Genomic DNA, 22,027 nt, shown 5'->3' on the forward strand with positions numbered 1-22,027 from the left:
ATAATCTTTTGATTGCCCTAAGTCTGGCATAGCTTCTGAGTAAGTAGGTGCTCGTAACACAATTACCTCCACCTCACCCGGAGCTAGCTCAATGGATTCAGCAACATCAAATGCCCAGTTTCATCGACCCTGCCCTGGACCTTATAAGCCTGCATCGCCCTCTCCCAACATTATCTGAAAACTACTGTAACGTGGCTTCTGTAAAACCGTACTTCCAATCCGCTAGCTTTTTGAAGTATCTAGTGGACTGTCAAGGTTGAAATGATGTGTAAATTCTTTTTAGTTTAAACCGTGCATATTAAGTGGTAAATAGACAATATATAATTAGAAATTGTGTATTTATTAGATGATAACAAGCCAATTGGATTCTCTAAAAATTGGAATTTCAATACACCACTGTCCACGGCTGTGGGCTGAACATGGCAGAAACTGCACTCAGTGTTTTAGCCCGTCAAGGTCTAGACCGTAGGCTTCGTGACCAAGCCTGATTGGAACAAGCAAACATTGGCTTGGGAGCAGCGCAGAAATACCCAATTGCGAACAATAGATTGGCGATTTACCACTGAAGATGCACGGGTTAAACTCAAACGACTTTACCCATCATTTCAACCTTGACAGTCCACTAGATACTTCAAAAAGCTAGCGGATGGGAAGTACGGTTTGACAGAAGCCACGTTACAGTAGTGTTCAGATAATGTTGGGAGAGGGCGATGCAGGCTTATAAGGTCAAGGGCAGGGTCGATGAAACTGGGCATTTGATGTTGCTGAATCCATTGAGCTAGCTCCGGGTGAGGTGGAGGTAATTGTGTTACGAGCACCTACTTACTCAGAAGCTATGCCAGACTTAGGGCAATCAAAAGATTATCTACTCAGAAGCGTGGCTCCCCGATTAAGGCATTTCAAGGGTTGTTTGAAAATGCTCCTCCTATTCCACCTGACTTTGACCCAGATCAAGCGAAATGGGAATACCTTAAGGAAAAGCATGATCTGTGACTTGTAACCCCCAAGACTTTCCGGGCGATGCGCTACAAATTCTTACCCCTGAAGTGTTAATTCAACAGATTTCTCAATCAGGTGATCAATTGTCTTAATGGTTGGATCGCCTGCTAAATAGCTAATGCCGCGATGAAGATGTAAACGAAATTGAGCCGCAAGGGTTTCTTGATCGATGGACAAACCATCATCATGGCAGCGTTGCTTGAGAGCGATCAGGAGTAGATCTGCAATTTCGCCCCCGAAGGTCTGCCAGGTCATTTCGACGTTACTATCGGCTGGAATGGGAACTGGAGAAGGAGGGGTGGGTTCTGCCAATGATCGACACAACGCCCAACGGCAAAGAATATTCCACTGATCAATCTTAGTAACACGCTTAAGTTTGATTAATTGGTCTTTGGCGGTTTGGGAGAGTTTAATGCGATCGATTGGAGGTTCCATAGGGGCAGAGGCAAGGGGGAAAGAAGGGTGAAAAGATTACCCTTTGAAGGGAAAGTAGCCGGGGGTAATTCTAGTTTGTTGTTCTGTTGAATTGTATTGCAGTAAATATTCGCGGGCGATCGCACCCTTTCCTCTTAGCTCTTCCACCTCTGCTCGTCCAATTTCAGTATCGGTAGAGAGCAAAATCATTTGATGACTGGCGTGGGGGAAATATTGGTCAATCAGATTGCGGCGGTGGCTGGAGTCGAGGCGACTGAGGGGGGTATCGATCGCAATTGGTAACTGGCGGTTGCTGATGCTTGCCAGTGCCCAAAGGAAGGCGATGGCCAAAAGCTGCTTTTCTCCAGCGGAAAGACGATGCTTGGGGATGGGCTGTCCTATCGCGTCGTAGAGCGTGAGGCTAAAGGTTTGCTGATCGACAATGATGCGATGGACGAGGCTGGATTTGTGTAAGAGGCAGCGAAAGTAGTTAGTGATGTTGGCTTCAAGGTCGTTAAGTTTTTGTAAGGTTAGGCGAATTCGGAACGCTTGCAAGGTTTGTTGAGCACGGGTTGCTGCTTTGAGAAAATCATCTGTATCTTGTTGGTCAATGTGCTGAGCACTGTAGCGTTTCAGTTCCGCTTTTGTAGCTTCAATATCCTGATGAAGTTTGATGCTGTGACGTTTACTCAATTCGACCTTGAAGAGGCACTCGTCATAGCGAAGTTGTGCGTGCTCTCGGTGAGAACGGAGGCGATCGTAGTCTTCGGGTGAGGGAGCCGCTTGCCGTTTGATCGCCAGGGCTTCGATTGAGGTAGTGAGGTGGGTGAGGTGGGTGAGGTGGGTTTGGGTGAGGTGAAGCTGGGTCGGGAGTTGATGGTTAAGAACCTGGGTGAGTTGGTCGAGAGCTTCGGGATCGGCATCTAGCCAGGCTTGAGTTGAGGTGACTTCAGCTAAAGATTGAGTTTCTTGCTGAAGAAATGCTTGAATTTTTTGGGTTTGAGTGCGAGTCAGCTTGAGAGTTTGAATCAGGTCGATGAGGCGTTGATCGCGTTCTGCAATCAAATCAGAGGCAGCTTGAGCCTGCTGACGACGAAGTTCGGTTTGCCCTTGCTGATGAGCAGATTGTAATAAGGGTTGAATGAGTACCAGGGGTAGTAGATCGCCTGCAAGGTTGCGGAGATTCTGGCGATAGTGTTCGGCTTCGGTGCGGCGGTTCTGAAGTTGGCGATCGAGTTCTGGTGCGGATTCGGCAAGGCTGCCGCCTTCTGCCTCAAATTGAATCTGTGCCTCTTGGAGGTCTTTTTCGGCGGCTTCCTGCTCTTCTTCGAGGCTTTTAAGCCGATTTTCCTCGGCTTCCAGGTCGGTTCTATACTGATGGAGCTGATCGCCGATCGCTTCTAATATCTGGCGATCTTCGTCTTTGGCAAGTTCTCGCTGTTTCTGGCTGATCAGAATTTCGAGATGGTTAGTGAGGCGATCGGGGAGTTCGAGTCCGAGGACGGAACGGATGGCAGTGGTAACGCTAGGGGGTGGTGGGTCTTGTTCTGCTAATTCTTTGATTTGTTCCCCATCAAACAGAAAGAGGTTTGAAAGTCCGAGGGGGAGCCAGGTTTCGACCCGTTCATCCCAGGTTTCGGTCAGGGTGCGATCGTCCCAGCCGTCGAGAAAGACCTGGAGTTTGTCTTTGCCTTTGCGGTTCCAGGTGCGCTGGACGCGAATTTCGGCGAGTTTGTCGATGTTGCTGAGCCGGATAACGTGTTGAAAGGTGAGTTCGATGGTGGCGATCGCATCGGCAGGAGCGTGGCTACAGACACATTGGCTGAGGAATTCGCTGTAGGACTGCTTTTTCTTTTGGCGATCGATCTGGGCGCGTTGACCATAGAGTACCAGGCGAATGGCATCCATAATCGTCGTTTTGCCGCCACCGTTTAAGCCACCAATGAGGATAATGGGGCGGGTTCCCTCGGCGCTGCTTTCGGGCTGAAGGTTAAGGGTGTGCCGTCCGTTGTAGGAGTTGAAATTTTCAAGGGCAAGGGCAAGGAAGATCATTTAACCAGCGGCATAATCGGTAAATTGACGCATAAAGGGTGGTTGAAAACCGAGAACAATGTCTTGACTAGGAACGCCCAGGGCAACCAGTTCCGCTGCGATGTCATCTTCTGTGCCATTCCATTGAATCCAGATTTTGTTGTCTTTAATATCTAAATGAAGGACAGGTCCAAAAACACGGCGTTTGTTATGCCAGCCAATATAGATAAGTTGGTAGTGATCGTGTGTTTGATCAAACAGCGTCTGCGCTTCCACTTCTTGGTCGCTGCCACGTCTTGCTTTTTCTGTTAGCAATGTTTGAATAAAAGCTCGGTACTGATCTAAATTTGCCATTGCACGATCGCCTCCTGTTCAATGTCATAAACTAAAAGGTTGAGTTGACTGCGACGAACAACAGATTGAATAAAAGGGAGTTTAAAGAAGTCATTGTAGGTATTTTGGGGAACTGCAAGATATAGAATCCGCTCTGGATCTTCATCTTCTAAAGCATAGCGATAGTTAATGAATTGACCGATCGCCAAATGAAATTCAGAAATCGTAGAAGCACCAATAAAGCTTTTGATTTCAACGGCTATTTTTTGCCCCTCTTTTTGAGCCGCAATAATTTTTTCTGATCCTAGGTCAATGTACATATCAAGCACACCCCCAATTCGAATATGAAGTGGATCATCTGTAATAATCCACCCATCTTTTTCAAGAGCAATTTTGACAGCATTATGAAATAAATCTCTGGCAGACATTTCTCCTCTTCACAATCACACCGACAATTCCTTATTATCTCTTCATTCTCCCACCCCCTCATTTTGCCTTGCCTTAAACTTCATTGCTGCCCAGTCACTAGAAGCTTCAGCCACTCTAGCGCTGCTCTTCTTGGTAGCTTGCTTAACTGCCTCAACGTTACCTTCCTCAACGGCTTGTTTCAAATCGCGATCGCGGTGCGCGGCTTGAATTGCAGCTTCTTTATCACGGGAACTGGTATCAAATACTCTTTTGAGATCTTTGAGAATGCCGGAACGGTTGGAAGCAAGTTGATATTGGCGTTCGGTATCGAGCAGCTTGGTCATTAGTTCAAGATGCATGGAATCACCTTCGCAGAGTTCCTCAAGAAAATTCCATTCATCTTGTAGTCCATTGGGACTCACTCCTTTACGAGTTGATCATCCTCTGAAACGATCTATGTCATGGGAAAAGCAGATCGAGTTCTTAAAGTGGTGTTAGAGCAGTACAGTATCAGCCAAATCAAACTGACCGATCAACTAGGTGTAGGGCGATCTAATGTCTACCGTTGGGTGAATGAAGTAAGAGATCCCACTTCAGAAACCGTCATTGCCATCATTAAGGCTTTAGAAGAAATCAACTCCGACGCTGCGGCAGAGTTTAAGAAGCTCTACATGAATGACTTAGAAGGTTAGGCAATCTGCCAGTTTTGACGATGCCACTGGAGAGATTCGCTTTTAGGATAAAAGTCACTTTCAGAAGGTAGATGAATCCTTTCTCCATGAAATTCCTGCATTCGTCTTGAATCTTGTGGTGGCTCTTCAATAATTCGATCTACAGGAACAATAATTCTGTAATCGTCATCAATGCTAAACCAGCCATGATCAAATGCCCAATGATGATTTTTACAGAGAGCTAAACCATTTGTATAATTATCATCTTTAAATTTAGAAAATGGTCTAATATGTGCTCCATCAACAATGTCACCACTATCTCTACTAATGATTCGCAACTTGCAAAAAGCACATCTTTGACTATACAAAGATACAATATTTCTTCTAAATGTTGTATCTCTAACAATATTTTCAAACTCTTTAGCTTCTTTTTCATTCATTACATTGGTTGAATAAATAGCTCCATTTTCTCTTAAAGAATAACGTATATCTTGAAAAGAGTGAATTTGAAACAGATTTTGAATTTGTTTAACTTTTCCTGGGAACCAAGTGGAAACAATAACCCCAACTAAAGCTGACCTATTAATTGGAGATTTTAATAGGTTAAAAAGTTCTTCATCTAGCTTTGCATACTTTATATGTTTTCTTAAAAGACTAAGACGGTTCAGCTTGAACCCAGAGTCTAAAATGTTTTCAAAACCAGCCTGAGGCTCTAGAAACCAAAACGGTCTAAAGGTTTTTTTAGATCGGGTAAGAAAGAAGAAGGGTTGAGCTAAATCTGCTTGATAATTAGGCGGACTTAATTGACTACGGAATTTAGCGAATGTAGAAATAAGTTCAAGTGAAAGATAAATTTTATTTTCCTGAATCAGGTTTTGCTCTATCAGTTCAATAACAGATAGAAGTAAAAGTGGTTGATAAGGAGCTTTACCACCTACAGTATTAACGTTAAGCCCATCCTTAAAGCAATTGCTGTAGTAGTTTAAGTCTTTTGACATAATGACTACAAGAAGTGTTGATTTGAAATAAAATTATCGTCCCCACTCTGATTTCAAGCACTGATATAACTCACTTTTGGTTTGAAACCATTTTTGAACTAACACTGACTCTAAGCTTTCTCGTGTAATAGGATCTTGTAGCATCTCAAATAAACAGTCATCTATACAAGCATATTTAATTGCTTGCTTGACTTCTCCGAATGTTTTTAATTTGATTTTTGATGTAACAATCTTTCTAAAGCCTCGATTCGGAATGTGATGCCAGAATCTATCACCTCGAAGATGAAAAAAAGGTCTGAAGACATCTGGTACATGATTTTCCGAACCCAAATATCTCCAGGCTTGTAAGAATGTCTCGATCAATTCATCTCTGAGATATATTTGATTTTGTTGAATAGCTTGAATTCCGATTAAGTGTAGAACTGATAAGACAAGAATAGGTTTGTGGGGTGCAATGCCATGAGCACGATCAACTCTTAATCGTGAAAATTTAATTGAGTAATATTGAAGCTGCTCTAGTTGGTCAAAAGTAACCATAGCCTCTAGAAAAATAGATTTATTTCTGTATCCTCGTCTTTATTATTCAGTCTCGCCTTCATCATGATTAGTAGAATTTGCTTGGTATAATCCTCAGAGCCAAATAACCCATCTCGTAAAATCCTAAACCCTGCATTAGCGTACTCTTCAAAAACTCTAAGACGCTGATTTTCGTACTCTTCAGTTGAAGCAAGAATTTTTGGTTCTCCAAGGCTTACGATCGCTAATAAATTAATAATTGATTCGTAGCCTCTTGTAAAAAATTGCTCCTGAGGAATTGGATCAGGCTCTTTCATAGAAATCTTTTCTAATGGCTCGCGCTCCCTCCGTTTCGCACCAATCACCGCAGCGAATGTAACAATGTCAGCATAAGTCTGAAAAGGGGCGCTAGGAGTTTCTGAGTTTTTTAAGGATCTAATGAACTCTGCTTTATCTCGTGCAACCCTGATTCGACCTTTCATAAAAATCTGATTTGGTTTAGTTCAGAAATTATAGATTCTAAAATTGCCCTGTAAATACCATTACATCTACGTAAGTCTGAAATAAGCCAGTCGAGCCATCTCCTGCTCTTAGGGCTTTGACCAGCTTTGCTTTATCTTTTGCAACCTTAATACGGATGTCTGCCATGTTTGGGATGAAGGGGTGAGGAGATAAAGGGGATAGGGCGGTCGCTGCTAGGGTGTAAATTGGGCAATCAACTCCTCACGCGATCGGTTTAGCAGCAAAGGAGTAGACTCAGCCGGAGTCAAGGTCAGCAGCGGCTCAACAATCGCAGCTAGCGCCTCATCCAGTTCCCCAAATCTTGCCCTCAACACACTCTCAATCACCTCTCTTTGCCCTTCTTGCCGCCCTTCTTGTCGCCCTTCTTGTCGCCCTTCTTGCAGGGCTTCCTGATAAACTTTGCTTCGCTTCAAATCGCTGAGTCCCAGCATAGTCTCAATTTCCTCCCGGCTCAAAGTATTGAACTTATATACAATAATAGTCTCAACCAATTCAACGATCGCCTGACTAGAAAGATCCCTCACTTCCTCTTGCCTTGCCCGTTGAATCAACTGTCTCGCTTGTGCTACGGCGGTCTGCTCTGGCTCAACGATGAGTTTAACAATGCCGATGCCCAAAGGTAGGCTACTCATCTCACCCAACTCATTCAAATAAATTCGCCTGACTTTGGGGCTATCTAATAGGATCTGATGTAGTCTTGTCTGATCTGGCTCCAGACTGCGATCGGGATATATCAAGATCCCCTGCCAGTCGTAGGTTTTGGGATTCTGTGCCAGGTACAGAAAGATTTCTGCAAAGAAGCGATGATAAAGCTGCTGGTCTTTCTGGAACTGCACCTCACTGAAATACACTGGACGCTCTGGTGATGCTCTCGTCGGCAACAAAACCCCATCAATGCGAAAAGCAGTTTGCTTGATTTCTACCGATCGAAACTCGTAGTCGCTGGCTTCACTCCCCGGTTGACCGATTAGCTCAAAAAATAGGCTGGGTGAAAGCTGAAACAGACGATAGAACAGCGTATCGGTTTTCACCGTCTGTTGACCTCCACAACCTCCGTCCACTCAAACTCATTCGGGCTTTGCCGCACCAGTGGGTAAGTTTCTCCATTTAAGACGATCGCCTCTGGCTCACAGTCAGGCTTTGCCGAATTAAATACCAGCACATATTCCTTGCCGATGTACGGTTCCATCTCCGTTTCCACCTCACCCCGCCACTGGGTCTTCGTTGCCAACACCACCAACTGATCCGCCAAGGTTGGAATTAACTTCGCAATCTGCCGCCGATAGTTTTCATCCAGCGTCCCAAACGGCGAATCCATCACAATCGGGAAACTGCTGCTATCCAACCCAATCAGCGAATGCTTCTTACTCCAATAGCGCACCCGTTCGATAATGCTGCCAATAAACGACAGACTGAGAATTTGGTTCTCCCCGGTTGACGGTGCAACCACGCTTTCTCCATCTGTTAAATTTTCGATCAGCACCAGTTCATAGTTTTCCGTCAGTTTAGGAACCTGGGTCTTAAACGACACCTGCCGGAAAATCTCTCGCACCTTCTGTTCCAACACCACCCGAAACTTCTGATCTACCCGCGATCGCACTTGAGTAATGCGATCGATCGCATCATCCGTCGCCTTCATCTGCCGCTGAATCAATGCCTGCTGCTTGCCCTTCGCCTTCAGTTCCTTGATCTGCTTATTCAGATCGGCAATCTCCCCTTCGCAGTCCTCAATATCCCGCGCCACATTTTCATCTTCCCGATGCAGATCAATGATCTTGTCCTCAATCTCCTCCAGGCGCTTTTCCAGACCGCTAACATTCACATCCTCACTGCCCTTCAACTGCTCCCGGATGTCGTCAAGCTGGTCTTGTAACGTCGAAAGATGCCGCCGCAAATTCTCGATGCTGGCTTGCTCTTGCTCCACCTCTGCCCAAAATTCGGGGATCTGCCGCTCAATATTGTTCACCTCACCCCCCATCTGAATCACCGCTTCCTCGACCTGTTGAATCCCAGAGCGATCGAGCCACGATTCAACTTGCCTTCTGGCTTTCGTACCCCGTTTCAGTTCCGTTCCACAGATGCACGCCCCATCTTCTAGTAAATCTTCGACAAACTGCTGTTTAATTCCGGCGGGCAATTCTCCGCGTTGCCGCAGGTCATCTGCCAAGTTGCGAAACTGAGCGATCGCATCGGTGAGAAACACCATGTATCCCCTCGCTGAGATCGTCCGTCGCAGCTTATCTTCACTGCGATCGAGTTGGGCTTGAATTTCCTCCTCCTGGCGCTTCAGATCATCCCGCCGCTCCTGAATTTGCCCCACCTTATCCAGATCGCGTAGCTGCGCGGTGACTTTCTGCTTCTGCTCCTCAAACGCTTCCAGTTCAGATGCAATTCCCTCCCGTCCAGCCTCCAATTGAGCCTTTTCCTCAATCAGGTCTTCTTTCTCTTTCACCAGTCGCTTTGTTTCTGGATCGCCAATCTCTGCCAGTTCCTTATTCAGCGATCGGTAGGCTTCCTTCAAATGGTTAATTGCCCGATCCAACACCTCCACGCTCAGCAGTGTCCGAATCGCTTTAGAAATCTCCGATTTGTTTTCTGATTTGACAATGCGATCGATCCGCTCTCCATCAAAAAAGAAGTAGCGATGCAAACTATCTGGCAAAACCTGACCCACTTTGTCTTCTGGCACCTCTGGAGGCTGAACCAATTTGCCATTGATTTGAAGCGCAAGTTCTCCCCCCTGTTCAATCGACACCCCATCCGAACGCGACTTCTCGATGTAGCATGATCGTCGAGACCGGTAGCGATTGCTGTTATGCTCAAACACGACCTCGACCCAGCAATCAACTCGTTTTCCTGAGGCAGTTTGGGCAATGGCTCGTTTATTAATATGCTGTTCTGGCGAAGCAAATGCCCCCGTATGCTGACCGTATAGCACCCAGGTAAAGGCGTTGAGCAGTGTGGTTTTACCTGCCCCGTTATTCCCATGAATGACTGTCACACTACGTCCCGGCTGTCCCGCCAGATGAATCTCCACTTCTCCCCAAAACTGACGGAAATTGAACAGCTTCATCGAGATTAGCTTCATTTCACCGCATCCTTAATGATCTGGAGAATATCGGCTCTAATACCTCTGGGCCTATCCGAGTGTAAGTTCTCTTTCTCCACTCGAATCACCTCCCGAATAATTTTTTCAACTTCAGGTGGCGCGGTCGTAATCGGTTCTTCAATATCGTTATAATCCGAAGCCATACTTCACTTAAAGCTCCAACAACTGGTATTTTTCCTGTAACAGTAGCAATATCTTTCTAGCCTGTCCGCTATTGATAGCTAAATCTGCGAACTCAACAAAACGCTTCAACTCCTTTCGTAGCAAATTGCGCTCAATACTCCAAGATTCCCGCCCTAAATCAGGAGGTATCACAATCATGTCAAACAACTCAGCCCTTTTCTTTCCTGGACTCGGACGCAGAATCCGTCCCCGTCGCTGCACGAACTGCCGAGGGTTGCTACTACTCGCCAAGATTACGGCAGTTTGAATGGCTGGAATATCCACCCCTTCGTCTAAGCAACGAATCGCAACCAATCCCTGTAAGCTGCCCTGCATAAATTGGTAGCGTAGTTCTTCCCGCTCCTCCAGACTCGTTTCGGCAGTGTAAGTTTTAACTCGGTAGTTAAGCTCATCTTGCAATAGAGCCGTAACCGCTGCAATCTGGCGATCGCTCTCTTCAGTCACTTCGTCCTCCACAGAGCCATCACCACAGTAAAACAAGGTGTGACTGGTTTGCAGGCGCGTGGACATAATCTGGCGCAGAGCATTCAGTTTATTGGCGGCGGCTCCTACAATCCGCGCCCGTTGCATCAGTAGTGCCGTTAGCACCTCGTTGTCATCATCAGCGCCTCCGATCCCAATGGCTCGACCAATGCGACTGGTGAGTTCCTCGTATCGTTCAATCTCAGGCTCTGTCAACTCTACTAAAACCGGATAGTAAAGATAAGGAACTAACGCTTTAGCAGCGATCGCGTCCTTCAAGGTAAACTCTGGCTCCAACACAGAACCAAAGTATGCAAACAATCGCTCTGTGCCCCACTCATCAAAATATCGCTCAGGTGTAGCGGAAAGTGCCAATCGTAATTTGATATCGGTGGGTAAGCTCGATTCTAATCGGGTAGCTCCCAGATTGTGTGCCTCATCCCCAATGATCAGCGTTCTCTTTGGGAAAAACTGCAATTGAGACTGAAGACTATCACGAATGAACGTGGCATTTGTGGTGATCACGGTGATAAACCGTTGATGCCTTGACAGTACAGCCAATAACTGCGATTGCAATTCTCCTTGCCAGCTTTGCACCGTATCAAATGCCAGAATCGGTTTCAGCCCAAACTTTCGCGCTTCTGCTGCCCATTGTGTAATCAGATGCCGATAGGGACAGACGACCAGCAAACCCTGGAGTGGTTTATTTTGCTCAACACTTTTCTGGTAAAGTTCAGCGGCGATCGCCAGAGCCGTAATCGTCTTGCCACTTCCCGTTGCCATCTTTAGTGTGCCCTTTCCCTGATTGGCAAACCAGTTGGCGATCGCCTGTTGTTGATAAGGACGGAGTTGGAGAGTAGGTGGATAGATGGGGTAGAGGGTGGGTGAGGTAGAGGGTGAACGGGTAGATAAGTGCGTAGAGGGTGATTCGTCTGACCATTTACCCGGCTGCTCACTCACCCGCTCACTCAGCGGTGGTTCATCCGGGCACCGTTTCAGGAGAGATCGCCGTGCTGCCTCTGGAAAGTCCAACACCTCAAGGTTGGGAGTCTGATTGTCCCAGAGCCGCTGAAAATCCTCAGTTTTTTCTACAATGCGTTCCTCATCCCCAATCCACCAAGAGCGAAAGACATCAATGCATTCAAAATTGTCCATCAAGGCATTGGCACTCTCATTGGCAGATCCGGTAAAAATAATCTGATTGCCCATCCCATCACCGAAGATGCCTAATTTTTCGTGATAAATTCCCCGTCGTAGATTATGGGGTACCGCCAATTTAATGTTCAGCACCCCGTTACTGAGCAACCAGGCAAGGCAGGCGAGACGGTTATAAATGATTTGCTCTAACTCACGCTCTAACTCTCGTACAAGCGCTGCACTGATCACATCCTGTCGTTGTTTTAGCCCTTGCTCGATTGCATGGATATCATCATCCGATAGGTGGGGAGAGGCGATCAGGCGCATTTTTCCGCCACTCTTGACAAAAACCGACAGTCCTTGCGCTGCCAACGCCAAGGAAGTGCTAGAAAAAAAGCCTACGGCACGATCGTAAGTCCTGGCTTGCTGGAAACAGCGGACATAAAAATCGTTCAGTAAATCGTGGCGATCGCTTCGATACTGGTTTCGTAGGGCAAGGTCTTTAAGGCTCACCAGAGTAGGCTCCGAACAGAATTGCTCTGAGTCTAGTTTGCCCCACTCCAGATTAATTTGAGCCGCTTGGTAAAGCCACCCCGTTCAGAGCGCCGTCGTTCTTGTTCTGTTAACACAGCCTCACGACTGATTTGCTGTGTCGCCATCAGAGCATCAATAACCTCGTACAAATCTGCTAATTCTTGAACCAAATTCTCGGAATCTGCTGCTTCTGCCTCCTGAGCTTCTTCAACTAGCTTTTTCCGTAATGCTTGTTGAAACTCAGTTTCAGCCATGACCTCTACAGAGTATTCCCGTCCGGCTGCCTGAATAATTTCAGGGATGCGATCGCGCACCAACTTATTAAAAAACGTTTTCATTGAAACCTCTCTAAAACCTTACTGATTAGGAGTGGGGCGATCGCGCTGAGGCTGCCATCAAGCAAGCTGCCAAACAAGTTGCTGCCCTCATAGGAGCCTCACCAAGGGAAATTATTTGGACATCGGGCGCAACTGAGAGCATCAATCTGGCAATTCAAGGGAGTCTAGCCCCTAACCCAGCGAAACCGCATCGAATTGGACTGATGCAGATCGAACACAAAGCTGTCCTCGACACCTGTCGTGCTTTGGAAAAACGAGGTTGGGCTGAATTGGTTTATCTCCAAGTGGATTCCGAAGGCAGACTTGACCTGGAATATTTGGAACAAGTCTGCGCCGAGGGGCTGTCCCTGCTCTGTGTCATGGCAGCTAACAACGAGATTGGCAACATCTATCCTATTCAAAAGATTGGGCAGATTGCTCAACACTACGGCATTCCTTTTCTATGTGACGGCTCTCAGACAGTCGGCAAGATTCCCGTTCAATTTGAAGAGTGGGGCATTACCTATCTGGCAATCTCTGCCCACAAGTTCTACGGACCGAAGGGGGTTGGGGCACTAACTGTGCGTAAAGGCTACCAGTTGGAGCCGCTTATCTTTGGTGGCGGTCACCAACGAGGAATGAGATCGGGCACCCTTAATGTTCCAGGGATTGTAGGGTTAGGAGAAGCGTGTCGGTTGCGATCGCTGGAGATGGAAGAAGATGAGCGGGCGATCGCGGATAAACGGGACAGACTCCAGAACTTACTCTCAGAGAAAATTTCTAACCTTATAGTTAATGGGGATATAGAGCATCGGTTAGCGGGTAATCTGCATATCTCAATCCCTAACATACCGAATAGTGCCATTATTGCCAGAATCCGTCACTCATTAGCGATTTCTACGGGTTCAGCTTGCTCATCGGGCGTTGAGGCTCCTTCTCATGTATTGCGGGCAATGAATCTATCTGATGAGGTAGTTGATGGAGCATTTCGCATTAGATTAGGTAAGTTTACTCAGAACAAGGAAATTTATAAAGCAGCAGATCTATTAATAAAGGCTTGTGAAACGCTTTACCATACTTTATATTTGCAGCAGCTTTGAGCTATAAATTTGTTCAATTTGTAGTTTCAGACTTGGCAGGCAGACATTTGGTTCGTTAGGCAAACGCGATCTTGTCCTGACCAAATTCTAGCAACCCGACAAATCCGACTTTGCCCCTAGCTCTTGAGCAGAAGTCGAGATTCGCAAGTGGATTTGCATTAGCTGGCTGAAATTATCAAAAAATAAAAATTGGGAAATGACAATTAATTGTTTAAACGGTTGAATGCCGATTTTCGGTCTTTTGGCATTTATTTGTTTAAATCTGTTAGTCCAGCCGATCTCTGTCTTTTAAGCCTGGAATGCCTGTTAGGAAGTCGTTTCAGGCTTTGAACTGGTTTGACACTAAATATTTAAATTGGACAAATAAATGTTTAATGGACACATTTTGTACCCTAATCAGGTCATTCAATGGAAGACGCAAGGCTTAGGAGGGCTTGTAGATGCCTTTAAGCAAACAGAGAAGCAAGTACAAGCACCAGCTAAAGCTGGTAAAAGGGATTCACACTTAAGCTCTTTATTCCAGCAAGTAGAAAAGCTGGTCAAAGGTGAGGAAGAGGAAGAGGCTGAAGATGAAGAAGAAGAAGTTGAGCAACCCGAAACTGAGGAGCCTGTAAGACCGAGGAGAACAAGGAAATCAAAGAAATCGGGTAGCTGATTTACTGTTTACGCTAAAGAAGAGACATAGTAAAAATAAGGATTAGCTTGCATTACTGATTAATTCAGAGATTAGAACGTTGATAATGCGGTATAACATTCAACCGTAGAAAAAACTCATCAGCTAAATTCCTTACTGATTGAACTGCCCAATTAGCGCAAGGGCTTCCCAGGCATTTATCTGGGAAATACGGATTACCCGAACCTAGCATCAAAGGGTTTTCTGAAAACTTGTCCCTTAATTTAGAAGTAAGACTGTGCTGCTCGTTAACGTTCTGGAATTCAATCTGATAACCACTATAGGATTCAGGTTTATAGTGCATAAGCTCATTTCGAAGCTTTATTGCTAAACTTGCATCTTTATATGGCTGCTCATTCTCATTCATTTTATTCTTTTTGCAATAAGTTAAAATCCTTTGGTATTTACTTAAAATAGAACCTGACTTATTATTTACTTCTGTTAAGTCCCACATTACTGATATACGAACTCTTGCCTCTTCATCTACGGAAGATATGTAGCTTTCATGCTCATCTACTACATCTTTACAAAGCTCATTAATTGCTGCCTCTAAAAAAGCAACTGATGAAAGAACAGCATTGGTTACATAAACACGATGCTGGATGTCATTGCATTGGCTGGTTTTGTGTAAGTTTTCTAGTTCAGCAGCTAACTGTGCGAAATGCTTTGCTGCCCACAAATGAGATGAGGAGAAATAAAAACGTGCTTTCCAAGTTGCTGATAGAGTTACTGACCTTGAAACAGCAGGTTGAGCATGAAATGTAGTATTTTTGTTTTTGTCTGTGTTCATACTTGATCTGTTTGAACTTCAAACTGAAATGTTTATATTATTTCGTTCCTAGCACAGTACTTACAATTAACAGGTTAGGTTCTAGCTATCTTAAATACCTTCTTGAATGAACCCGATTTTACGCTTAGGACCCTCAGGATTAAGTTTAGGTAGAGCAATTAAGAGAAAACTTATCTGAGAGACATGCTGAATTAATTCAACTCGATTACCATCGTCTGTTAAACCAATAAACAACACTAAGCTAGGGTGTAATACCCTACATCGGAAACATGAAATGTGATTGCTTGTCCAAATGAAACAAGTCTCACACCAACTTCATGTCCGGCATCTAACTCAGCATCAAACTGGTTGATTCTTGATAGAAGCTGCTGTGCAAATTCACTAGCAAGATTAGAACGCTGTAATTCTGCAAGAAAATTTGTCGAGTCACTAGCTTGATTCTCACGAACTCTTTGCTCCGAAATCGCGTGGCTTACTGCATTGAGTTTGTTCAGTGTACTTTGTGAAATTTGAGGTATGAGATCGAATTGACTAAAATCAGGTTGGCTCATAAGAAGAATAGTCGGTTGACTATTGTGAAAAATGACGTAACTATCCTACACAGCCCTTGTTACAGTACGAATTTACTAGAGGATAACATAGACAATACTTAGTCTGCGTTGTAACTCCTCTACTAAAAACTAAAAACATTGTTAAATTTTCCAGCAAGCTTTACCATCTAAAGCTCCTTGCATAGAAGCAAAGCAAACCCGGTAGATTGTTCTACCGGGTTCACAGTAATTGAATTGAACATCTGATTAACGGTCTACGATCTGCTTGATTAAGACACTTAAAACCTCTCCAGTGCTATCAAATGTCAATTATCCTGACCCATAGCATCCGCTATGGCACTAATGGACAGGCTTGAACATACAAAAACACCTCTTCAACAGGAAACCTATCAAAGAGGCGCTCAACTTTAGCATCTATGGGCAGAGCGAGACTCGAACTCGCAAGGCCGAAACCGCCGCATTTTGAGTGCGGTGCGTCTACCAATTCCGCCATCCGCCCAGATTGCATCAAACAACCATCAATCGGCTATTTGAGCTTTCTCAGTGTATCAGCAGAAAAGTGCTTACGACAAGCTTTTTGAAATAAAAGTGGTAGAAAATTGGTAGGAAGGCGATCGAAAACCTTGAAGCTCCCTGATGAAAGGAATCCTACCAATCGGGACAACTCTGTTCTTGCAGGTTATACTTACCGTTTCTTAGATTCACAGCCGATACCGCCCCTATCCCCGTCAAACCTGTGAGGGTCGGGTCGTAAGACTCGAAAACTTCTATAAAAATATCCTTACAGTCCAGATCAGGGGGCGGGGAAGCAGTACAAACGTCACGATAGGGTTCTTCTACACTGGAAGTACCCATGCTATCCTCCAACCATGAAAAAGCCCGTCCCCGTTTCGCGCCCAACCCCTGTCCGCCAAAGTTTTTGGAGGATTGAGCAACTGCCTGGGCTTGACCCTCAGGATCAGACCAATCTGTTGGAGTGTGGCATTGAAACCACCCTCGATCTGCTGCGAAAGACCAGTACGCTTGTGAAGAAACAGGCTCTTTCAGCCGAGTTGCACATCCATCTTCAGCGGATTCACAAGTGGGCAGCCCTGGCAGATCTAGCCCGGATTCCGGCGGTGGGTTGCCAGTACTGCGGTTTACTCCTCCACTGTGGCATCAGTTCCCCAGAGCAACTGGCACAAACGCCGTTTCAGACCTTACACAAAATGATTTTGCGGTTTTATGTGGCACATTTGCGGCGGCAGGATTTGTGCCCTCCCAAAGAGCAGCTTATCCAGTGGGTTCAGCAAGCGCAGGAACTATCGGGGTTGAACCGGTGAACTTCCCCCAATTCTGAACCGACGTTCCATGCCAGTGCTGTTCCTTAATGGGAAAATGGAGTACTGAATCTGCTCTTGAAGATGCAATGACTACTATTTGGGAACTCGATTTCTATTCACGTCCAATTTTGGATGAGCAGGGAAAAAAAATCTGGGAAATTCTGGTTTGTGAAAGTCCTTTGAGCATTGATAGCCCGTTGGACTCCTTATTTCGTTATGGGGAATATTGCCCCAGCAGCGAAGTCAACTCCGTGCGGTTAAAGACAGTGCTGGAAGACGCGATCGCCCGTGCTACCCAGCCGCCCAGCAAAATCCGCTTCTTTCGGCAGGCAATGAACAACATGATTACCAAAGCCTGCAATGAATTGGGGATTCCAGCCCAACTAAGTCGGCGCACCTACGCACTGAACCACTGGCTCCAGCAGCGGATGGCAGAGGTTTACCCAGAGCATCCTGGGTTTCAGCCTGGAGCCGCGCCAACCGTCAGTTTTGCTGAAACGCCGCCCCAACCACTGCCTGATGCGTTAAGAGGACAAAAATGGGCGTTTGTTACCCTGAATACCGAGGCATTAGAGGAGATGCGGGAATGGGCAATTGACTTCGGCAGTTCCTTTCCCCTGGGTTTGGTCAGCATCCCCTCGGAGACCATGATTCCTGGTGTGGTGCTCTTTTCTTCGCGGGCAACCCCAATGGCAGCCTGGATGTCAGGGTTGGAACTGGCATTTCTCAAGGTGGACGAGGGTTCAACCGTTCGCCTATTGCTGGAAACCGGGGTTAATGACCGTTGGACCCTTGCCAGCCTGCCTAAACCCGATCTGCAAGCCGAAGCAAAAAACTTTGAAACTGCCAAGCAGCAGGCACAAGGTGTCCATTTTCTGGCAATTCAAACCAGTCCTGAAGCCGAATCCTTTGCCGGATTTTGGTTATTGCAGGAGGTCAATATAGCGTAAAGTGTTTTCTAGCGGTTGTTGGTTGGGTTTCCTCTAATGCCGGGGTAAGCGCACGGGTTCTGCTCAATTTGCCTGAGCATTAGTTGTGTTTCTAGTCAATGATGACAGACTACAAATGATAGCGCTTGTCCCATTCGTTAGGGCATCCTGCGAAGGTTGCAACGTTGCCATCAGTAGTCTCCCAATATAGCGTTTCCTTTCTGGGTGAGGTACATCTCATCTGTTTGACTCAAGGGTTCTATGACTATCCATGAACCTCACTGGATTCAAAAACGCTATATCCTGACCATTAGGGCGGTAGCTACAATCAACTCGCTAAAGACCAGTGGCTGATAGCAGTTAGGAAGATATGGGTTCCGACGAATTGAACCAGAACACTCTGGCAGAACAACTATTGGATCTTGCTGCCAGATCTGGGGCAGAAGCGGCGGAAGTGTTTCAGTCGCGATCGCTGTCTCGCCCTGTTTTTTTTGAGGCAAACCGGCTCAAGCAATTAGAAAGTGCCCAGGCGGAGGGGACGGCTTTGCGCCTCTGGAGTGGCGGTCGTCCGGGGTTGGCAGTTGCCTATGGTCCGGTGGAACCGCAGGCATTGGTAGACCGGGCAGTTGCCCTTAGCCAGTTAAATGACCCAGAAACCATTGAGTTGGGAGCGTCCAACAAGCAGCATTATCCTGACCTGGGGGAGACAGTCCCGGTCGAGCAACTGGTGGAATGGGGCAAACAGGCGATCGCCCTCGTCCGCGATGCCAACCCCGATCTACTTTGTACGGCAGAGTGGGAGTGCGAGGCAGAAACGACCCGTCTGCTTAACTCCCAGGGTTTAGACTGTGGCTATACGGACACCACCCTGAGTTGCTACCTGTCTGCCGAATGGGTGCGGGGTGATGATTTCCTCAACGTCGCTGATGGGCAGACCCAGCGCGATCGGCTTGACCCGGCTACCCTGGCAAACCAAATTTTGCAACGCCTGGACTGGGCAATTGATAATACCGTGCCTCCGATTGGGAAGGTGCCCATCCTGTTTACATCTAAAGCAGCAGATATGCTTTGGGGCACTGTGCAAGCCGCCTTGAACAGTAAGCAGGTGATTGAAGGAGCCTCCCCCTGGAGCGATCGCCTCAGTGAACTGGTCACTTCCGAGCTACTGACACTTTCCCAGCATCCAGCCGAGGGTCCTTTTAGCTGCCCGTTTGATGACGAAGGCACCCCCACCCGTCCGATCACTTTTATCGACCAGGGGGTTCTTCAGCTTTTCTACACTGATCGCACCACTGGACAGGCGATCGGCAGTGGTACCACCGGAAATGGCTTTCGGGCGGGGCTGGGCAGCTATCCCACTCCCGGTCTGTTCAATATCCTGGTTCAGCAGGGCAGTAAATCTCTGCCGGAACTGATTGCCACCCTGGAAGATGGGCTGATTGTGGATCAAATGTTGGGGGGTGGTGCAGGAATTTCCGGCGAGTTCTCAATTAATGTTGACCTGGGCTACCGGGTCAAACATGGGCAAGTCACGGGGCGGGTCAAGGATACGATGGTTTCTGGCAATGTTTACACAGCCCTCAAACAGTTGATTGAATTGGGCGGTGATGCCGATTGGAACGGCTCCTGCTATACCCCTTCCCTGATTGTAGGTGGGTTATCGGTGACGGGGCGATCGTAACGTTCATCCCTGCCACCTGCCGGAGATCTGACACCCAACGTGTGAGCAAGGCAATCTGCGACCGATTTTCGTCGAGCTAGACTTGAAGACTCAGCGCCAGACCCTTAACTCCTGTGGAGACGCTACGCGAACGGGGGGTTTGGGGGAGTTAGGACCCCAAGGGGCGGGGCAGTCCTAATTCATTGGGCGTAGGAAATGGGAAATGGAGAAAGCGACCACTCCATTTTCTCAATCATGCACCTCATTGAGCACCTTCAACAGATTCCAGACTTCCGGTCTACCGACTATCCCCTTTGGGTCGTATTGCTGCTGGTGATTATGGGAACCATGAGCGGTGACTCAGGCTATCGTCCTTTGGCTGAGTTTTTCAGTCGTCATCAAGCGGAACTGTTATAGCTATAGACAAGACTATTAGGACACAGCATCCTTCAGAACTGACTCCATCGCCTGCCTTAAAGAACTAAGGCTAGACAAGCTTTTGCGAATGCGGCTTTTGAGCCAAGCCCAACACTTTTCAATCCGATTGAAATCTGGAGAATACGCAGGTAGATACAACAAACGACAGCCTGCCGACTCAACGAGTTGAGCAATCCGTCCACCCTGATGAAACGTCGCGTTATCCAAAATCAAAACCTTTCCCGGCTTCAGAGTGGGCAGTAAACACGTTTCGAGCCAGGTTTCAAACACGACTCGATTACAAGCCCCCTCCACTGTAAAAGTGGCACTCAACTGGTGCTCACAGTAAGCCGCTATCAGGTTGATGCGTCCCCGTCGTCCCGATTTGAGCGCTTCAAATCGCACCCCAGGTTCGCACCAACCGTACCCGTAATCGTCCCGTTCATCCATCCCCGACTCATCAAGGTACACCCGGTCAGACACGGGCACCTTGGCGAGTTGTTCTACAAACGCCGCTCGTTTGCACTTATCCCGTTCTCGATAGCCATAGGTCTTTTTTTTCGACTCAAACCGAGGTGGTGTAATTTTCTAGGTCAAATTTTCATAAAGACAAGATCGCCAGTCTCTTCGAGAGGGTAGCGATCTTGTCTTTATGAATCAAAGCTTGATGAACGCAAATTAACTGTTGCTTAGAACGCTGCCCTGGCTTTTGCGCTCAACAATAAGTTGCCAATTGAGTCAACACTGAAATCTTGTCCCGGTGCCATTCCCTTTTCAATCAATCGTTTGCCAAAGGTGACTATGAAAATCTGTTTAATTTCCCGCATCACTTCAATGGGAATCATATTTTCAATCGCCCACATGCAGGCTTCTACATCAAACCAGATCAGACGCTCCAGGCTAACCAATAGAACCCCTGCAACATCTTCCAGGGAAAATCGCTCACACAAATCATCAATAATTGCCTTGCTGATTCTGGCATCGCGTGATGTAAAAGCGTATGCCATTTTTGAAACTTCCCGCTCCAGCGTTAAGTAGCTCATGGTTGTACAGAGGTGGGATCCAATAGAGTGAACGTCTTTGACAAAACTTTCCAGCGTAGATCAGCCCTGAAAGGCTGTTTGCTAAATCACATTTTGCTGAGTATACCCTGAGAGGGATGGCAAATTTGATTTCGATGTCTTTGCCAGACCTGTGATATCCCGGAGGCGATGGGAATACTTAAGCTAAGGTTCAGCACGTAAAGCGCATGTGGCAACGCTTGAAGAACATTCTGTATAGCTTTAGAACCTATGCTGATCTCAGTCCCGACCTTTGGACCCGACAGCGTGTGAATTGGTTCTTGCGAAGTCGCTCTCCGATGAGCGCAAAGGAATGGTTTGAGCAGGTCTGGCGCTACCACTCCGTTTCTCAACAAGTGACCGATTTTGTCTATGATCACATGCCAGCCTATAGCGGACTGGAATTTTCTAGAGTACGTCCTGCCGATCGCCTGAACGAGGACTTGCATTTTCCTTCAGTTTGTTGGTTTGACTGGCAACTCTCGCTCTGTGATGACTTTTTGCATTGCTTTGGGGTAGACCTGAGCGATTGCTTCGATCCCCAAACCCTCTGTACCGTGGAAGACCTGGTTAATTTCCTGAACCATCAGTTGCTTTCGGTCAATCACTTTAATGGGCAATCAGGAACCAGTTGACATACTTGCCTCTAAAACTGCTAAGATAAGCAGGGTCATACATTGGGGCGTAGCCAAGTGGTAAGGCAGCGGGTTTTGGTCCCGCCATCCCTAGGTTCGAATCCTAGCGCCCCAGTTTCTCTCGATTCTCATCGCTCCATCTGGCGGATATTTCCAAAATCTGTGCCCCCCAGGGGTGATTTTGGGAATTCTGCCTAAAAGCCTATCCAGGTCATTTTCTGGTTGAGTACCTGGCTTTAGGGATTAAGACTTTTC

At 46.7% G+C, this 22,027-nt stretch carries 26 protein-coding genes, 2 tRNA genes and 2 pseudogenes; 9 read left to right on the forward strand and 21 right to left on the reverse strand.

All coding sequences use genetic code 11. The features are described from left to right. Positions 1-1,035 precede the first annotated feature (1,035 nt). The 5 genes from dndE to AC1S52_RS29655 are packed head-to-tail and all read right to left on the reverse strand — an operon-like array spanning position 1,036 to position 4,544. Positions 1,036-1,434 (reverse strand): DNA sulfur modification protein DndE, encoded by a 399-nt coding sequence (gene dndE, locus AC1S52_RS29635; RefSeq protein WP_482032651.1) that lies wholly within the window; start codon positions 1,432-1,434, stop codon positions 1,036-1,038. Between the two features lie 36 nt (positions 1,435-1,470). Then, positions 1,471-3,465, reverse strand: a complete 1,995-nt coding sequence (gene dndD / locus AC1S52_RS29640) for a DNA sulfur modification protein DndD (RefSeq protein ID WP_482032652.1) — start codon at positions 3,463-3,465, stop codon at positions 1,471-1,473. After that, complete coding sequence (locus tag AC1S52_RS29645) at positions 3,466-3,798, reverse strand: element excision factor XisI family protein (RefSeq protein WP_482032653.1); 333 nt, start codon at positions 3,796-3,798, stop codon at positions 3,466-3,468. It abuts the gene before it with no gap. Beyond that, entirely contained in the window at positions 3,786-4,205 is a 420-nt protein-coding gene (locus AC1S52_RS29650) for a XisH family protein (protein WP_482032654.1), read from the reverse strand. Before AC1S52_RS29650 ends, AC1S52_RS29645 begins: the two co-directional genes overlap by 13 nt. A 42-nt stretch (positions 4,206-4,247) precedes the next feature. Further along, positions 4,248-4,544 (reverse strand): hypothetical protein, encoded by a 297-nt coding sequence (locus AC1S52_RS29655; RefSeq protein WP_482032655.1) that lies wholly within the window; start codon positions 4,542-4,544, stop codon positions 4,248-4,250. 102 nt (positions 4,545-4,646) lie between these two features. Here AC1S52_RS29655 and AC1S52_RS29660 point away from each other — a divergent pair, with 102 nt between their 5' ends. Then, a complete protein-coding gene (locus tag AC1S52_RS29660; protein ID WP_482032656.1) occupies positions 4,647-4,877 on the forward strand; it encodes a helix-turn-helix domain-containing protein in 231 nt (76 codons plus the stop codon). On the opposite strand, the gene AC1S52_RS29665 is transcribed toward AC1S52_RS29660, so the two are convergent. Genes AC1S52_RS29665 through AC1S52_RS29705 form a run of 9 tightly spaced genes read right to left on the reverse strand, consistent with a single transcriptional unit; the run spans position 4,874 to position 12,655 of the window. After that, on the reverse strand, positions 4,874-5,854 hold the full coding sequence (locus AC1S52_RS29665; RefSeq protein WP_482032657.1) for an HNH endonuclease: 981 nt from the start codon (positions 5,852-5,854) through the stop codon (positions 4,874-4,876). The two genes, AC1S52_RS29660 and AC1S52_RS29665, sit on opposite strands and share 4 nt — an antisense overlap. Positions 5,855-5,887: 33 nt before the next feature. Next, positions 5,888-6,391, reverse strand: coding sequence for a hypothetical protein (locus AC1S52_RS29670; RefSeq protein WP_482032658.1), 504 nt, complete (start codon positions 6,389-6,391; stop codon positions 5,888-5,890). 5 nt (positions 6,392-6,396) lie between these two features. Beyond that, positions 6,397-6,852 (reverse strand): DNA phosphorothioation-associated protein 4, encoded by a 456-nt coding sequence (locus tag AC1S52_RS29675; protein WP_482032659.1) that lies wholly within the window; start codon positions 6,850-6,852, stop codon positions 6,397-6,399. Positions 6,853-6,889: 37 nt separating this feature from the next. Continuing rightward, positions 6,890-7,018, reverse strand: a complete 129-nt coding sequence (locus AC1S52_RS29680; RefSeq protein ID WP_482032660.1) for a hypothetical protein — start codon at positions 7,016-7,018, stop codon at positions 6,890-6,892. 47 nt (positions 7,019-7,065) lie between these two features. Next, positions 7,066-7,923, reverse strand: coding sequence for an Rpn family recombination-promoting nuclease/putative transposase (locus AC1S52_RS29685; RefSeq protein WP_482032661.1), 858 nt, complete (start codon positions 7,921-7,923; stop codon positions 7,066-7,068). Beyond that, on the reverse strand, positions 7,920-9,980 hold the full coding sequence (locus AC1S52_RS29690) for an AAA family ATPase (RefSeq protein ID WP_482032662.1): 2,061 nt from the start codon (positions 9,978-9,980) through the stop codon (positions 7,920-7,922). The genes AC1S52_RS29685 and AC1S52_RS29690 overlap by 4 nt, the downstream gene beginning before the upstream one ends. After that, a complete protein-coding gene (locus AC1S52_RS29695) occupies positions 9,977-10,144 on the reverse strand; it encodes a hypothetical protein (RefSeq protein ID WP_482032663.1) in 168 nt (55 codons plus the stop codon). The genes AC1S52_RS29690 and AC1S52_RS29695 overlap by 4 nt, the downstream gene beginning before the upstream one ends. A gap of 7 nt (positions 10,145-10,151) precedes the next feature. Then, positions 10,152-12,296 carry a DNA phosphorothioation system restriction enzyme gene (locus AC1S52_RS29700; RefSeq protein ID WP_482032664.1) on the reverse strand — a complete coding sequence of 715 codons (2,145 nt, stop codon included), beginning with the start codon at positions 12,294-12,296 and terminating at the stop codon, positions 10,152-10,154. 32 nt (positions 12,297-12,328) lie between these two features. Beyond that, the gene (locus AC1S52_RS29705) at positions 12,329-12,655 is read right to left on the reverse strand and encodes a hypothetical protein (protein ID WP_482032665.1); all 327 of its coding nucleotides are present in this window, start codon (positions 12,653-12,655) and stop codon (positions 12,329-12,331) included. Between the two features lie 47 nt (positions 12,656-12,702). Here AC1S52_RS29705 and AC1S52_RS29710 point away from each other — a divergent pair. Then, positions 12,703-13,734: pseudogene (locus AC1S52_RS29710) on the forward strand (cysteine desulfurase family protein); the annotation flags it as partial. 367 nt (positions 13,735-14,101) lie between these two features. Then, entirely contained in the window at positions 14,102-14,389 is a 288-nt protein-coding gene (locus tag AC1S52_RS29715; protein ID WP_482032666.1) for a hypothetical protein, read from the forward strand. Positions 14,390-14,453: 64 nt separating this feature from the next. Here AC1S52_RS29715 and AC1S52_RS29720 read toward each other — a convergent pair whose 3' ends face one another. The 5 genes from AC1S52_RS29720 to AC1S52_RS29740 all read right to left on the reverse strand — a co-directional run bounded on the left by AC1S52_RS29720 (position 14,454) and on the right by AC1S52_RS29740 (position 16,603). Next, positions 14,454-15,197: a hypothetical protein gene (locus tag AC1S52_RS29720; RefSeq protein WP_482032667.1), complete on the reverse strand. Its 744-nt coding sequence runs from the start codon at positions 15,195-15,197 to the stop codon at positions 14,454-14,456. A gap of 90 nt (positions 15,198-15,287) precedes the next feature. After that, entirely contained in the window at positions 15,288-15,434 is a 147-nt protein-coding gene (locus AC1S52_RS29725; RefSeq protein ID WP_482032668.1) for a DUF6173 family protein, read from the reverse strand. After that, complete coding sequence (locus AC1S52_RS29730; protein ID WP_482032669.1) at positions 15,434-15,748, reverse strand: DUF6173 family protein; 315 nt, start codon at positions 15,746-15,748, stop codon at positions 15,434-15,436. The genes AC1S52_RS29725 and AC1S52_RS29730 overlap by 1 nt, the downstream gene beginning before the upstream one ends. Positions 15,749-16,165: 417 nt before the next feature. Next, positions 16,166-16,247 (reverse strand) — tRNA-Leu (locus tag AC1S52_RS29735). Between the two features lie 149 nt (positions 16,248-16,396). After that, positions 16,397-16,603: a hypothetical protein gene (locus AC1S52_RS29740; RefSeq protein WP_482032670.1), complete on the reverse strand. Its 207-nt coding sequence runs from the start codon at positions 16,601-16,603 to the stop codon at positions 16,397-16,399. Between the two features lie 14 nt (positions 16,604-16,617). Between AC1S52_RS29740 and AC1S52_RS29745 the strand changes: the two genes are divergently transcribed. The 4 genes from AC1S52_RS29745 (at position 16,618) to AC1S52_RS29760 (ending at position 20,076) form a co-directional block, all read left to right on the forward strand. Beyond that, a complete protein-coding gene (locus AC1S52_RS29745; protein WP_482032671.1) occupies positions 16,618-17,070 on the forward strand; it encodes a DUF4332 domain-containing protein in 453 nt (150 codons plus the stop codon). Positions 17,071-17,156: 86 nt separating this feature from the next. Next, the gene (locus AC1S52_RS29750; RefSeq protein ID WP_482032672.1) at positions 17,157-18,020 is read left to right on the forward strand and encodes a Tab2 family RNA-binding protein; all 864 of its coding nucleotides are present in this window, start codon (positions 17,157-17,159) and stop codon (positions 18,018-18,020) included. 349 nt (positions 18,021-18,369) lie between these two features. After that, on the forward strand, positions 18,370-19,680 hold the full coding sequence (locus tag AC1S52_RS29755; protein WP_482032673.1) for a TldD/PmbA family protein: 1,311 nt from the start codon (positions 18,370-18,372) through the stop codon (positions 19,678-19,680). 234 nt (positions 19,681-19,914) lie between these two features. Beyond that, positions 19,915-20,076 carry a transposase family protein gene (locus AC1S52_RS29760; protein ID WP_482032674.1) on the forward strand — a complete coding sequence of 54 codons (162 nt, stop codon included), beginning with the start codon at positions 19,915-19,917 and terminating at the stop codon, positions 20,074-20,076. Between the two features lie 15 nt (positions 20,077-20,091). Here AC1S52_RS29760 and AC1S52_RS29765 read toward each other — a convergent pair. Together AC1S52_RS29765 and AC1S52_RS29770 are read right to left on the reverse strand one after the other, a co-directional pair. Next, positions 20,092-20,640, reverse strand: a pseudogene (locus AC1S52_RS29765) (IS630 family transposase); the annotation flags it as partial. Between the two features lie 125 nt (positions 20,641-20,765). Next, positions 20,766-21,119: a hypothetical protein gene (locus AC1S52_RS29770; protein ID WP_482032675.1), complete on the reverse strand. Its 354-nt coding sequence runs from the start codon at positions 21,117-21,119 to the stop codon at positions 20,766-20,768. A gap of 206 nt (positions 21,120-21,325) precedes the next feature. Between AC1S52_RS29770 and AC1S52_RS29775 the strand changes: the two genes are divergently transcribed. Together AC1S52_RS29775 and AC1S52_RS29780 are read left to right on the forward strand one after the other, a co-directional pair. After that, the gene (locus AC1S52_RS29775; RefSeq protein ID WP_482032676.1) at positions 21,326-21,772 is read left to right on the forward strand and encodes a hypothetical protein; all 447 of its coding nucleotides are present in this window, start codon (positions 21,326-21,328) and stop codon (positions 21,770-21,772) included. Between the two features lie 43 nt (positions 21,773-21,815). Further along, a tRNA-Gln gene (locus AC1S52_RS29780) sits at positions 21,816-21,887 on the forward strand. The last annotated feature ends 140 nt before the right edge of the window (positions 21,888-22,027 follow it).

Source organism: Kovacikia sp. CALU 1929 (assembly GCF_056784235.1).